The following is a 13,262-nucleotide window of genomic DNA, read 5'->3' as shown; positions in this document are numbered from 1 at the left end:
CGATCGCTTTTGTGGGATTGGGCGCCAACCTCGGTGATGCCGCGGCGACGGTGCGCGATGCCTTCAAGGCGCTGGACAACCTGTCGCAGACGCGGATGTTGCGCGCGTCCCGGCTGTATCGCACGCCGGCGTGGGGCCGCACCGACCAGCCCGACTTCGTCAACGCCGTGGTGATGCTGGAAACGCAGCTGTCGCCGCGCGACCTGCTGGATTCGATGCTCGACATCGAACACGACGCCGGCCGCGAACGCGACGCTGGCGATCGCTGGGGGCCGCGCACGCTGGACCTGGACCTGCTGCTGTTTGGCGACGTCGTCATGGACGAGCCGGGCCTGCACGTCCCGCATCCGCGCCTGGTGGAACGCGCTTTTGCGCTGGTCCCGCTGGTGGAGATCGCACCGGATGCGATGATTCCGGGCATCGGCGCCGCGCGCGATGCACTGGCGAAGTTGGATCAGCAATCCATCCAGGCGATAGGCTAGGGTGTCCAACTGCTCCAATCGAGCCCCTGCTCCAATCGGGCCTGCTCAAATCGGCCTGCTCCACTAGATGCTCCGGCTGCGCCTGCTTCGCCAGGCCAGCCTCGATAGACGCGACTTCATCGACCCGACTTCATAGACTCGTTCCGATCCCACCAAAGGGCCATCGCGATGTACACGTCCGCTCCCGCTGACAAACCCTGGACCGTGCCGATGCTGGCCGACGCCAAGCGCGATGGCCGCAAGCTGGTGATGCTGACCGCCTATGACGCCAGCTTCGCGCGCACGTTCGATGCCGCCGGCACCGACCTGATCCTCGTCGGCGATTCGCTCGGCATGGTGGTGCAGGGACATGGCAGCACGCTCCCGGTGACGGTCGCCGACACCGCCTATCACGTTGCCTGCGTCGCCCGTGGATTGTCGAAGGCGTTGCTGATCGCCGACCTTCCGTTCCAGTCGGACGCCACGCCGGAGCGCGCGCTGGAAGCCTCGACGACGCTGCTCCAAGCGGGCGCGGCGATGGTCAAACTCGAGGGCGCCGGCCACAAGCTGGATGTCATCCGCTTCCTGGTCGAACGCGAAATTCCCGTCTGCGCTCACCTGGGCCTGACGCCACAATCGGTGCTGCGCCTGGGCGGCTATCGCGTGCAGGGCCGCGACGATGCGACTGCTGAGAAGCTGCGTGCCGACGCCCGCGCCGTGACGCAGGCCGGTGCCGCCATGCTGGTGCTGGAATGCGTGCCAACCGTGCTGGCACAGGCGATCACCGACGACATCGCGATCCCGACCATCGGCATCGGTGCCGGCCCGCATTGCGACGGCCAGGTGCTGGTGCTGCACGATCTGCTGGGCGTCAACAGCGGCCATCGTCGGCCGAAATTCGTCAAGGACTTCATGGCCGAGGCAGGGTCGGTGATCGGCGCCGCGCAGGCTTTCGCCGATGCCGTCCGCGAAGGCCGGTTCCCCGACGCACAGCATTCCTACTGAGCAGCACACGCTGCGGCGACCTACCGTGATCGAAACCGTCTCCGATCTTTCCGTCCTTCGCGAACGCGTCACCCGATGGAAGCGCGAAGGCCTGCGCGTCGGCTTCGTCCCGACCATGGGCAACCTGCACGCCGGGCATTTCTCGCTGATCGAACTCGCCCGCCAGCATGCCGATCGCGTCGTTGCCAGCGTCTTCGTCAATCCGACCCAGTTCGGCCCCAACGAGGACTTCAACCGCTATCCGCGAACACCGGAAGCCGACGCCGCGGGGCTCGGAGCCGCCGGCTGCGACCTGATGTGGCTGCCGTCGGTGGAGACGATGTATCCGTTCGGTGTCGACGCGACGGTGAAGGTGGCCGTCCCCGGCGTCACCACGACGCTGGAAGGCGAGCATCGCCCGGGCCATTTCGATGGCGTGGCGACGGTGGTGGCCCGACTGTTCAACCAGGTGCAGGCGGACGTGGCGGTGTTCGGTCGCAAGGACTACCAGCAGCTGGCGGTGATCCGTTACATGGCTCGCGACCTGGCGTTTCCGGTTGAAATCGTGGCCGCGCCGACCCGCCGCGAGCCCGATGGCCTGGCGATGAGTTCGCGCAACCAGTATCTCGGCGCCGACGAGCGACCGGTGGCGCCGAAGATCCACCAATGCCTGCAGGCGATGCAGGAATCCATCCGCCAGGGTGTGCCGCGGGCGCAGGTCGAGGCCGATGCGGTCGCCCGGCTGGGCGTGGCGGGTTTCGTGGTCGACTACGCCGTCGTGCGTGACCCCGCGCTTGGCCTGCCCGGTGACGGCACTCCCGGTCCGCGCGTGGCGCTGATCGCCGCCCGGCTGGGGCGGACCCGCCTGATCGACAACCTGGAATTCGAGGCGTAGGGCGGGTCTCGACCCGCCACTGGGCCAGTCACGGGGAACTGCCAGAAAGCGGTTCGCTTCTGGCGGCGGCTCGCTCCGGGTCTGGCCAGTCGGCGTCGAGGACACCATGGCTGGCCGCGACGGCGGGTCGAGACCCGCCCTACGCACGCTGAACGACCCCGGCAGACCATCTCGGCGCATGTTGCACCGCGCCATGCGCTGCTAGACTTTGACTTTCTCGCCGCCAAGCCCGGCGGCCGGAGACCGACATGCAACTGAACGTCCTCAAGGCCAAGATCCACCGCGCCAGCGTCACCCACGCCGAGCTGCACTACGAAGGCTCCTGCGCGATCGACGGCCGCCTGCTCGACATCTCGGGTATCCGCGAGTACGAGCAGATCCACATCTACAACGTCAACAACGGCGCCCGCTTTGTCACCTACGCCATCCGTGGCGAGGAAGGCAGCGGCGTGATCTCCGTCAATGGAGCCGCCGCGCACTGCGCGCAGCCCGGTGACCTGGTGATCATCTGCGCCTATGGCGTGTGCGACGAGGCTGAAGCCGCCAAGTACAAGCCGACCTGCGTGTACGTGGATCGCCAGAACCACCTGACGCATACCAACCAGTCGATGCCAGCCCAGGCCGCGGCCTGAGCCTTCGCTCCATGGACATGGAGCGTGTCCGCAGACTGCAGGCGCACGCCGAGCGCCTGCAATCGACTGAAATGAAATCCCTGCTCGCGGCCGACCCGGCGCGACCGAGCGATTTCGCTTTTCGCGTCGGTCCGGTCTACGCCAACTTCGCCCGCCAAAGCTATGACCGCGCGGCGCTGGACGAATTGTTCTCGCAGTTGGCTGCGCTGGACGGCCAGGCGCGATTGCGCAATCTTTTCGACGGCGGACAGGTCAACACGACCGAAGGCCGTCCCGCGCTGCACACCGCGTTGCGCGCGAACCTCTCCTCGGCCGGGATTGCGCGCGACGCCCACACGCAAGCCCAGTCAGCCCGGGAGCGGATGCGCGCGCTGGTCGCCACGCTGGCGGCGAGCGATATCACCGACATTGTCAGTATCGGTATTGGCGGTTCCGACCTGGGGCCGCGTCTTGCCGTTGACGCACTGGTCGGCACGACGCCGGGCCGCTTCCGTGTGCATTTCCTTTCCAACGTCGACGGCGTGGCCGCGCAGCGCGTGCTGGCCATACTGGACCCGCGCCGCACGGCGGCATTGCTTATTTCCAAGAGCTTCGGGACGCAGGAAACCCTGCTCAACGGCGCGATCCTGCGGCAATGGCTGGGCGACGATTTGCGCCTGTACGCCGTGAGTGCGAATGTCGATCGCGCGGCGGGTTTCGGGATTCCACTCGATCGGATCCTGCCGATGTGGGACTGGGTCGGGGGACGCTATTCCCTGTGGTCAACGGTGGGCCTGCCGATCGCGCTGGCGATTGGCGAGGACAGGTTCGATGAGCTGCTGTCCGGTGCCGCGCAGATGGACGCGCACGTGTTCGACACCGACCTGCGCGGCAACCTTGCGGTGTGGCACGCGCTGACTGCGGTGTGGAACGCCAACGCACGCGGTTTCGCCACACAGGCGGTGATGCCGTACGACGAACGACTGAAGCTGCTGCCGAACTACCTGCAGCAGCTGGTGATGGAGAGCTTGGGTAAATCCGTGCGCCTGGATGGCGCACCCGTCGATGTGAGGACGGTGCCGGTGTGGTGGGGCGGCGTCGGCACCGACTCGCAGCACAGCTTCTTCCAGGCGCTGCACCAGGGCACGCAGATCGTGCCGGTGGATTTCATCGGCGTCGTGCGTGCGGATGATCCGTACGTCGACAACCACCAAGCGCTGCTATCCAGCCTGTTCGGCCAGGCCGAAGCGCTGGCGAATGGGCAGGCCAGCGACGATCCGCATCGTGCCTACGCAGGCGGTCGTCCCAGCACGATGATCCTGCTCGATGCGCTGACACCGCATGCGCTCGGTGCATTGCTGGCGCTGTACGAGCACAGCGTCTACCTGCAGGCCGTGATGTGGGGGATCAATCCCTTCGATCAGTTCGGCGTCGAGCTGGGCAAGCAGGTCGCCAATCGCCTGCTTCCGGCGGTGAAGGGTGAAGCCGAAGCCGGCGATGCGGTGACCCGGGCGTTGCTGTCCCAGCAGTAACGCGCCTTTGCGCTTCTAGCAGTTGTTGCGCTGACGAACTCAGATTGCCCGGCGGATCAGGCAACACCGTGCCGTGCCAGCGCCCATTCGACATGTTCGCGCACGACCGGGTTTTCGCTGTCCTCGCGTGAGCGCAAGGCGGCGACGACTTCCGGCGATCTGGGTGCATTGCCCAGCGCGATGGCGATGTTGCGCAACCAGCGCTCAAAGCCGCTACGGCGGATCGCGGTGCCCTCGGTACGCTGCAGGAATTCTTCCTCGTCCCAGGCGAACAGCTCCGCGAGCGTCGCCTGATCGAGATTGTTGCGTACGCGGAAATCCGGCTCGTCCGTCCGCTTGGCGAACTTGTTCCACGGACACACCAGCTGGCAGTCGTCGCAGCCGAAAATGCGGTTGCCGATCAGTGGCCGAAGTTCCTCGTCGATCGAACCTTCATGCTCGATGGTGAGGTAGGCGATGCAGCGCCGCGCATCCAGCCGATGCGGCGCGACGATCGCCTGCGTGGGGCAGATATCGATGCAGCGCACGCAGGTGCCGCAATGCGCGGTGGCGGGTTCGTCGATCGGCAACGGCAGGTCGACGTAGATCTCGCCCAGGAAGAACCACGAGCCGCCATCCTTGTCGATCAGGCAGGTGTGCTTGCCGATCCAGCCCAGTCCCGCGTTGCGCGCCAGCGCCCGTTCGAGCACCGGCGCGGAATCCACGAACACGCGATGACCGAATGGTCCGACTTCCTCGGCGATGCGGTCGGCGAGTTTCTGCAGGCGCGTGCGCATCAGCTTGTGGTAATCGCGGCCAAGCGCATAACGCGCGACGTACGCACGCTCACCTTCGGCGAGGTTCTGCCATGCCTCGTCGACATCGCGGCCGTAGTCGAGCCCGACCGAAATCACCCGCAGCGTGCCCGGCACCAGATCGTCGGGTCGTGAGCGCTTCTCGCCATGGCGGGCCATCCAGTCCATCGATCCGTACAGGCCCTGCGCCAGCCACGACTTGAGATAGTCCTCGTCGTCGCCCAGGTCGATGCCGGTGATGCCACAACGCTGGAACCCGAACTCGCGCGCCAGCGTCCGCACGCGCAGGGCGAGGGCGGCGTGATCCGGGGCAGGGCGGGGCGTCGGGGTGCTCATCGCCTGCGAGTATAAAATCCACCGATGCTCACCGACTCAATCCTGCTCGATGGTGCCGCGCTGCGCCGGATCGAAGCCGGCGCCGCGCAGGCGCTGGGCGACGACTTCGAGCTGATGCGCCGGGCAGGGCAGGCGGCCTGGCGCGAACTGCTCAAGCGGTGGCCACAGGCTCAGCGCGTCGTGGTCGCGTGCGGGCCGGGCAACAACGGCGGCGATGGCTACGTGCTGGCGCGACACGCGCTGGAAGCCGGTCGCGATGTTGTCGTTGTTCATCTGCCCGGGCAGGCGCCGCGTTCCTCGATGGCTGAACGAGCACAGGCGCAGTACCGCGCGCCGGGCGGTCGGGTCGATGAATTCATCGGTACGCTGCCGACGGCGGACGTGATTGTCGACGCGATCTTCGGCATTGGCCTGACCCGCGCGCCCGATCCCCAGTGCACCTCCCTGATCCGTGCGATCAACACGGCGGCCGTGCCGGTGCTCGCCCTGGATGTGCCCAGCGGCATCGATTCAGATCGCGGCAGCGCCCCCGGCGCGGCCGTGGTCGCGACGGTGACCATCGAGTTCATCGCCCACAAATGCGGTCTGGTTACCGGCGATGCGCTGGATCATCTCGGTGCCAGTGTCCTCGCGACGCTGGATGCGCCGGTCATCGGCGACGATGTGATCGTTGCAGCCGAACGCATCGCCCCGCGCGATCTCCCTCGCTGGTTGAAGCCGCGTGCGCGCAACTCCCACAAGGGGACGCATGGCCGCGTGCTGTGCATCGGCGGCGATCACGGTGGAGGTGGCGCAATCATGCTGTGCGCCGAAGCAGCGTTGCGCTGCGGCGCCGGCCTGGTGGACGTCGCCACACGCGAGCTGCACGTGCCTGCATTGCTTGCGCGCCTGCCCGAGGCGCTCGCGCATGTGCCCACGCATGCATCGCAATTCAGTGCGTCGCTGGAGCGCGCGGACGTGATCGCGATCGGGCCGGGACTGGGACTGGGCGAGTGGGGAAAGCCGCTGCTGCAGCAGGCAATCGCGACACGAAAGCCGCTCGTTCTCGATGCCGATGCGCTCAATCTCATCGCCGCCGGTGACGTCGACGTGCCCGTCGACGCGATCATGACCCCGCATCCCGGCGAGGCCGCGCGCCTGCTGGGAATCCCGACGCGCGAAATCCAACGCGACCGCTTCGCCGCAGCGAACGCATTGCGCGAACGCTACGGCTGCGTCGTGGTGCTCAAGGGAGCGGGCAGCGTGATCGCCGCAAGAAACCAGCTGCCGCGCGTCGTGCATGCAGGCAATCCCGGCATGGCCGTGGGTGGCATGGGCGACGTGTTGACGGGCACCATCGCGGCATTGCGCGCGCAAGGCCTGGATGCATTCGATGCCGCCAGCGCCGGCGCATTGCTGCACGCTGCGGCCGGGGACGCCGCCGCGACACTGGGCGAGCGCGGCATGATCGCCAGCGACCTGATGCCATGGTTGCGCACCACGGCCAACCCGGGGATTTCGATTTGATTTCGATGCTGCTTGCCGATTCCGCCGCAACCGATGCGCTCGGCGCCCGACTTGCCGCCGCGCGTCCGACGCGCGGTGTCGTGTACCTGCATGGCGAACTGGGCGCGGGCAAATCGACGCTCGCGCGCGCGCTGCTGCGATCGCTGGGCGTGACTGGTGCCATCCGCAGTCCTACCTACACGCTGGTGGAACGCTATCCGCTGCCGGCGGGCGGTGAAGCCTGGCACCTGGACCTGTATCGGATCGGCGACGCCGGCGAACTCGAGTTCCTCGGCCTGGACAGCGACGAAGCGACGCTCTGGCTGGTCGAATGGCCCGAGCGCGGTCGCGGCGGTCTTCCCGGGGCCGACCTGCGGGTGGATCTGAGTGTCGAAGGCGACGGCCGGCGTGCCAGCGTGACCCCTGTCACGGAAGCGGGGCGGGGCTGGGTCGCACGAATCGGGGGCTGAGTTGGCCCGTACTCCTGAACGATCCTGCAGGAAGTAGCGGCAGGTACTGGATTCGTAAGGGAAAAATACTTGACAGTCCGGGGCGCTGGTGGTTCATTTAGCGCCATGCGCGTCAACGGGGCCACCGTACAGAAGATCCTGCTGGGGACAGCTCTGCTGTCGGCCTTGGCGTGGAATCTTGTGCATGCCAGTGAAATCAATGGCTTGCGCGTGGCAGCCGGTCCTACGGGCACCCGCGCCGAAGTCGCCCTGGACACGACCACCGAATTCAAACTGATTCGCCTCTCCGCTCCGGAGCGGCTGGTGGTGGATTTGCCGGAATCGCACCAGATTCGCGGACTGCCGATCCCGGGCGGCGCCGGAATCGTGAAATCCGTGCGCATCGGCCAGCCCCAGCCCGGCGTGGCCCGCATCGTCTTCGACCTCGCCCAGCCTGTCGCGGTGCTCAAGCCGCGCATCGAGCAGGGCGCGAAAGGCCCGCATCTGGTGCTCGAATGGCCTGGCGATTTCGGTCCCGCTGCTCCGGTCGCGCCGAAATCCACCGCGCCCGACACCGCGTCGCAATCGGCTTCCACGCAGATAGCGACCACTCACGTGCTGCCGTCCTCCGCGAATGGAAGCGCCTCGCAGCAGCCCGCGACCACAACGGCGCCCCCCATCGATTCCTCCGCGGAGTCCTCCGCCGCGACCACGCGCCTGATTTCCGAGCTGGCGGCGCGCAGCCAGGGGCAGTCGGCGAACGTTCCGCCTTCAGCGGTTGGCACCGGTGCGGCAGGAAACGGCGGCACCCCGGGCACGGCTGCGGTCGCACCGACAACCCGAATCGCTACCGGAATTCCCACGCACATCGCGACGGGTGTGCCCGCGCAACTGCCTTCCAGCCGCTCGACCGGCACCTCGGCTACTGAGGCCCCTGCCAGCACCCAGGCTGACGCCACGCCCGCGCCTGTCCGCAGCATGCGCGACATCGCCGGAATGCGTCCGCTGGTGATCGCGATCGACGCCGGCCACGGCGGGCAGGATCCCGGCGCGAGCGGGCAGGGCGGCAAGCGCGAGAAGGACGTCACCCTGGCCATCGCGCGTGAGCTGGGTCGCCAGATCAACGCGACGCCGGGCCTGAAGGCCTATCTCACCCGCGACACCGACGTCTTCATTCCGCTCAACCGGCGCGCGCAGCTGGCTCGCGCCGCCCGCGCGGACATCTTCGTGTCCATCCATGCCGACGCCGCGGAAAATCGCAGCGCCAGCGGTTCGTCCGTGTACGTGCTGTCGCTCAAGGGCGCGTCCTCGCAACGCGCGCGCTGGCTCGCGGACAAGGAAAATGCGTCCGACATGATCGGTGGCGTCCGCCTGAACCAGACCAGCAGCACGCTGACTTCCGTGTTGCTGGACCTCACCCAGAGCGGCCAGATGAAGGCGTCCGAAGACGCAGCGAGCCATGTCCTCAGTGGTCTGGGCCGCCTGGGGCGCAACCACAAGCCGCAGATCGAACGCGCCAATTTCGCCGTGCTGCGCACGTCCGACATGCCGGCGATGCTGGTGGAAACAGCCTTCATCTCCAATCCGGACGAAGAACGTCGGCTGACCGATCCCGCGCGCCAGCGCGAGATCGCCCGCGCGGTGCTGGACGGCGTCAACAGCTATTTCCTGCGCCAGCCGCCGCCGGGCACGATGTACGCGGCACGCGCGTCCGCCGACATGCCGGACAAGGGCGCGGGCGGCGGCAGTCCCTGAATCTCCGGGCGGCTGGACAAGCGACGCCCGGCCTGGACGAATTCGTAAATCGCGGGCGCGGGTCGACCCGGCTTCCGAAGTAGCTCGCGCTCACGGCGACCGGCACGAAGAATTCCCCGTGCAACCACGGTAGAGCGGCGCCGCCGGCTATCATCTGCGGGTGCCTATACGACAGCTTCCCGACACCCTCATCAACCAGATCGCCGCGGGCGAAGTCGTCGAGCGCCCCGCCTCCGTGGTGAAGGAACTCGTCGAAAACGCCCTCGACGCTGGCGCCACCCGCATCGACATCGACCTGGAGGAAGGCGGCGTCCGCCTGATCCGCATCCGCGACGACGGCGGCGGCATTCCGGGCGACGACCTGCCGCTGGCGGTGTCGCGCCACGCCACCAGCAAGATCGCGTCGCTCGACGATCTGGAAGGCGTCTCGACGCTGGGCTTCCGTGGCGAAGCGCTGCCGTCGATCGCGTCGGTCAGCCGCTTCGCGATGATTTCGCGCCATAGCGATGCCGCGCACGGCGCCGCGCTGGAGATCGATGGCGGTCGCGTCGGCGCCGTTGCGCCGCGGTCGCATCCGCAAGGCACCACGGTGGAAGTGCGCGACCTGTTCTTCAACGTGCCGGCGCGGCGCAAGTTCCTCAAGGCCGAACGCACGGAGCTGGGCCACATCGAGGAATGGCTGCGGCAACTCGCCCTCGCGCGCCCCGATGTCGAACTGCGCGTATCGCACAACGGCAAGCCGTCGCGTCGCTGGAAGAGCGACCGCGGCACGCTGCTGGAAGGTGGTCTGTCCGATGCGCGCCTGAGCGAGACCCTGGGCGAGGAATTCGCTGCCAACGTCCTGCGCATTGACCACGCGGCAGCCGGACTGCACCTGCACGGCTGGATCGGCCAGCCCGCGTACAACCGCGCGAGTGCGGACCAGCAGTACCTCTACGTCAACGGTCGTGCCGTGCGCGACCGCAGCATCGCCCACGCGGTGAAGCAGGCGTATGCGGACGTGCTGTTCCACGGTCGCCAGCCGGCGTACGTGCTGTTCCTCGAACTCGATCCGCGTCGCGTCGACGTCAACGTCCATCCGGCCAAGCACGAAGTCCGCTTCCGCGATGCGCGGCTGATCCACGACTTCGTCTACCGCACGCTCAACGATGCGCTCGCGCAGACACGGGCCGGCATTTCCGTTGGCGTGGATGCCAATGCAGGCGCTTCGCATGGCGACGATGCACAATCAGGTTATCGCTGGAATGCACCCCAGGCCCCGCTGGGCCTGCAGGTCGCCGACACGCGTGCCGGCTACGCGGCGCTGTATGGAAATCCTGTGGGGCAGCCGGCAGCGTCCTACGCCACGCCTTTCGCGTCGGGACCGGCAGCAGCGACCATGCCGATGCCGTCCAGCGACGACGCCACCCTGCCACCGCTGGGCTATGCGATCGCGCAACTGCACGGCATCTACATCCTGGCGGAGAACGCCGACGGCCTGATCGTCGTGGACATGCACGCCGCACACGAGCGCATCGGCTACGAGAAACTCAAGTGCGCGCACGACGGTGAAGGCCTGCGCACGCAGCCGTTGCTGGTGCCGATGAACGTGGCCGTGTCCGAACGCGAAGCCGACGTTGCCGAGCGTGAAACGGCGACGCTGGCTGCGCTCGGCTTCGAGGTGACCCGTAGCGGACCGCAGTCACTCACCCTGCGCAGCGTCCCCGCGCTGCTCGCGCACGGCGACGTCGAAGCGCTGCTGCGCGACGTGCTGGCGGACCTGCGCGAACACGGCGAGTCGCGCCGGATCGGCGAGGCCCGTGACGAACTGCTGGCGACGATGGCCTGCCATGGCGCCGTGCGCGCCAACCGGCGTCTCACTTTGCCGGAAATGAATGCGCTGCTGCGGGAAATGGAAGTGACCGAGCGTTCCGGCCAGTGCAATCATGGTCGTCCCACCTGGGCGCGTTTTTCCCTTCCCGAAATCGATCGCTGGTTCCTGCGAGGACGCTGATGTTCCAATTCCAGAAATCCGCCCAGAAATCCGCCGCACTTGTGATGGCGGCGCTGTGCATCGCCGGTTGCTCCGGCAACGACGCCGAAGTGGCACGGCAGGCACAGGCCAAGGCACAGGCCTTCGCAGCAACACAGAAAACCTGGCGCGACGAACGCCGCGCGCGCCTGACGCTTCCCGACGGCTGGACCAGCCTGGTCGGACTGCACTGGCTGGATCGAGGCGCGCACTACATCGGTCATAACACCGACAACGGCATCCCGCTGGCCGCCGGCCCCGAACACATGGGCATGATCGAACTGACGAAGGACAACGCGATCCGCTTCGTCCCGGACAGGGACGCGGTACTGACACTCGACGGCGCACCGCTGCAGGGCAGCACGACGCTGCTGAGCGACGCCAGCGATGCCGGCCCGAGCAAACTCGGCTTCGATGAAGGCAAGGGCCTGCTCACGGTGATCAAGCGCGGCGATCGTTATGCGCTGCGCGTCAAACACGCCGATGCGCCCACGCGGACCGGCTTCAAGGGCATCGAGTATTGGCCGGGCGGACCGGACTGGGTCGTGCAGGCGAAGTTCGTGCCGCATCCGGCCGGTACGACCATCCCAGTCGTGAACATCGTCGGCACCACCGAAGCGGTCAGCAATCCCGGCGCGGTGGAATTCCAGCGCGACGAACAGACCTGGCGCCTCGAGGCGCTGGACGAAGGCGATGGCGAGCTGATGCTGGTGTTTGCCGACGGCACCAGCGGCAAGGGCAGTTATCCCGCCGGACGTTTCCTCTACGCGTCGATGCCGGATGCCAAGGGCAACGTGAGCCTCGACTTCAACAAGGCCTACAACCCGCCGTGTGCATTCACCGCTTACGCCACGTGCCCGCTGCCGCCGCCGGAGAATCGCCTCGAGAAGCTCAAGGTCGAAGCTGGCGAGAAGGCCTATCACTACGAGGAACGCAAGTCGCAATGAAGCACCGCCGCCCCCTTCGCAATCGCGTTGCCGCGTCGCTGTCCGCGTGCGTGCTGCTCGCTTTCGCAGCCAATGCCGCGCAGACCGTACCTGCGGCTGGCATGCCTGCCGCCAAGCAGGCCGCTACTGCGGCCGAGGCAGCTTCGACCCCGCCGCGTCCGGTAATGTGGAAAGTGTCCGACAAGGACAACGCGATCTACCTCCTGGGCTCCTTCCACATGCTCAAGAGCAGCGACTACCCGTTGTCCGCAGATGTCGATCGCGCGTTCGCGGATGCGGAGAAGCTGGTGTTCGAAGTTCCACCGGCCGACCTGCTCAACCCGGAGAACGGGCCGAAGATGATCGCGGCCGCCAGCTATGGCGACGACCGCAAGCTCAGCACCGTGCTGCCGGCCGACCTGCGACAGAAAGTCACGGCCCTATTGGGCGAAGCGGCGATGACGCAGATGGACGGGTACGAACCGTGGTTCGTGAACCTGTCGCTGGTGCTCGGCGTGGCCCAGACGATGGGTTACCAGGCGGACCAGGGCCTGGACCTGCACCTGATGAAGCGCGCGCAGGAAGCCGGCAAGCCGACGCAGGGGCTGGAGACGATGGACGAGCAGCTCAAGGTCCTCGATTCGTCGCCGATGAGCGAACAGATCTCCGGACTGCAGGACCTCATCGAGCATCCCCGTGACATGGTGGAGATGTTCAATGGCATGCACGAGTCCTGGCGTAATGCCGACATCGACGGCCTGTACGCGCTTGTCGTCAAGGAGATGGAAACCAAGACGCCCGAGACTTACCGTCGCATCAACGTGGAGCGCAACGATGCCTGGGTACCAATGTTGAGCCGGATGCTCGACGCGCCCGGAAAGGACGACACGCTGGTCGTGGTCGGTGTGATGCACCTGCTCGGCAAGGATGGCGTCGTCGAGAAGCTGCGCGCGAAGGGTTACAAGGTCGAGCGCATCTGCAGTGATTGCACCCGCGCAGCGCGATAGACGTTACCAGCCGTGC

The 13,262-nt window shown here is 67.0% G+C and carries 12 protein-coding genes; 11 read left to right on the top strand and 1 reads right to left on the bottom strand.

What is annotated here, in order from left to right; genetic code table 11:
* Positions 1-2 precede the first annotated feature (2 nt).
* From folK to pgi, 5 genes are all read left to right on the top strand, one after another.
* On the top strand, positions 3-482 hold the full coding sequence (gene folK / locus ACYVD7_RS09765; RefSeq protein WP_460762680.1) for a 2-amino-4-hydroxy-6-hydroxymethyldihydropteridine diphosphokinase: 480 nt from the start codon (positions 3-5) through the stop codon (positions 480-482).
* 168 nt (positions 483-650) lie between these two features.
* On the top strand, positions 651-1,466 hold the full coding sequence (gene panB / locus ACYVD7_RS09760; RefSeq protein WP_460762301.1) for a 3-methyl-2-oxobutanoate hydroxymethyltransferase: 816 nt from the start codon (positions 651-653) through the stop codon (positions 1,464-1,466).
* 25 nt (positions 1,467-1,491) lie between these two features.
* On the top strand, positions 1,492-2,340 hold the full coding sequence (gene panC, locus ACYVD7_RS09755; RefSeq protein WP_460762677.1) for a pantoate--beta-alanine ligase: 849 nt from the start codon (positions 1,492-1,494) through the stop codon (positions 2,338-2,340).
* 248 nt (positions 2,341-2,588) lie between these two features.
* The gene (gene panD / locus ACYVD7_RS09750) at positions 2,589-2,972 is read left to right on the top strand and encodes an aspartate 1-decarboxylase (protein WP_460762298.1); all 384 of its coding nucleotides are present in this window, start codon (positions 2,589-2,591) and stop codon (positions 2,970-2,972) included.
* A gap of 11 nt (positions 2,973-2,983) precedes the next feature.
* On the top strand, positions 2,984-4,483 hold the full coding sequence (gene pgi / locus ACYVD7_RS09745) for a glucose-6-phosphate isomerase (protein ID WP_460762296.1): 1,500 nt from the start codon (positions 2,984-2,986) through the stop codon (positions 4,481-4,483).
* Positions 4,484-4,539: 56 nt separating this feature from the next.
* Here pgi and queG read toward each other — a convergent pair whose 3' ends face one another.
* Positions 4,540-5,613: a tRNA epoxyqueuosine(34) reductase QueG gene (queG, locus tag ACYVD7_RS09740; protein WP_460762293.1), complete on the bottom strand. Its 1,074-nt coding sequence runs from the start codon at positions 5,611-5,613 to the stop codon at positions 4,540-4,542.
* 24 nt (positions 5,614-5,637) lie between these two features.
* On the opposite strand from queG, the gene ACYVD7_RS09735 reads away from it, so the two are divergent.
* The 6 genes from ACYVD7_RS09735 (at position 5,638) to ACYVD7_RS09710 (ending at position 13,246) form a co-directional block, all read left to right on the top strand.
* A complete protein-coding gene (locus tag ACYVD7_RS09735; protein ID WP_460762290.1) occupies positions 5,638-7,119 on the top strand; it encodes an NAD(P)H-hydrate dehydratase in 1,482 nt (493 codons plus the stop codon).
* 5 nt (positions 7,120-7,124) lie between these two features.
* Entirely contained in the window at positions 7,125-7,568 is a 444-nt protein-coding gene (tsaE, locus tag ACYVD7_RS09730) for a tRNA (adenosine(37)-N6)-threonylcarbamoyltransferase complex ATPase subunit type 1 TsaE (RefSeq protein WP_460762288.1), read from the top strand.
* A 105-nt stretch (positions 7,569-7,673) separates the two neighbouring features.
* Complete coding sequence (locus ACYVD7_RS09725) at positions 7,674-9,302, top strand: N-acetylmuramoyl-L-alanine amidase (protein ID WP_460762285.1); 1,629 nt, start codon at positions 7,674-7,676, stop codon at positions 9,300-9,302.
* Positions 9,303-9,462: 160 nt separating this feature from the next.
* A complete protein-coding gene (gene mutL, locus ACYVD7_RS09720; RefSeq protein ID WP_460762283.1) occupies positions 9,463-11,295 on the top strand; it encodes a DNA mismatch repair endonuclease MutL in 1,833 nt (610 codons plus the stop codon).
* The gene (locus tag ACYVD7_RS09715) at positions 11,295-12,260 is read left to right on the top strand and encodes a DUF1684 domain-containing protein (protein ID WP_460762280.1); all 966 of its coding nucleotides are present in this window, start codon (positions 11,295-11,297) and stop codon (positions 12,258-12,260) included. Before mutL ends, ACYVD7_RS09715 begins: the two co-directional genes overlap by 1 nt.
* Positions 12,257-13,246 carry a TraB/GumN family protein gene (locus ACYVD7_RS09710; protein ID WP_460762277.1) on the top strand — a complete coding sequence of 330 codons (990 nt, stop codon included), beginning with the start codon at positions 12,257-12,259 and terminating at the stop codon, positions 13,244-13,246. The genes ACYVD7_RS09715 and ACYVD7_RS09710 overlap by 4 nt, the downstream gene beginning before the upstream one ends.
* Positions 13,247-13,262: the final 16 nt, after the last annotated feature.

This window comes from Lysobacter fragariae (assembly GCF_054779775.1).
Note: the sequence above shows the minus strand (reverse complement) of the source record. Positions and strands in the feature narration are given on the sequence as shown.

Bases quoted from the DNA above. Each gene is read 5' to 3' on its own strand.
- panB (WP_460762301.1), top strand. From the start codon at position 651: ATGTACACGTCCGCTCCCGCTGACAAACCCTGGACCGTGCCGATGCTG.
- panD (WP_460762298.1), top strand. From the start codon at position 2,589: ATGCAACTGAACGTCCTCAAGGCCAAGATCCACCGCGCCAGCGTCACC.
- pgi (WP_460762296.1), top strand. From the start codon at position 2,984: ATGGACATGGAGCGTGTCCGCAGACTGCAGGCGCACGCCGAGCGCCTG.
- queG (WP_460762293.1), bottom strand. From the start codon at position 5,613: ATGAGCACCCCGACGCCCCGCCCTGCCCCGGATCACGCCGCCCTCGCC.
- ACYVD7_RS09735 (WP_460762290.1), top strand. From the start codon at position 5,638: ATGCTCACCGACTCAATCCTGCTCGATGGTGCCGCGCTGCGCCGGATC.
- tsaE (WP_460762288.1), top strand. From the start codon at position 7,125: ATGCTGCTTGCCGATTCCGCCGCAACCGATGCGCTCGGCGCCCGACTT.
- ACYVD7_RS09725 (WP_460762285.1), top strand. From the start codon at position 7,674: ATGCGCGTCAACGGGGCCACCGTACAGAAGATCCTGCTGGGGACAGCT.
- ACYVD7_RS09715 (WP_460762280.1), top strand. From the start codon at position 11,295: ATGTTCCAATTCCAGAAATCCGCCCAGAAATCCGCCGCACTTGTGATG.
- ACYVD7_RS09710 (WP_460762277.1), top strand. From the start codon at position 12,257: ATGAAGCACCGCCGCCCCCTTCGCAATCGCGTTGCCGCGTCGCTGTCC.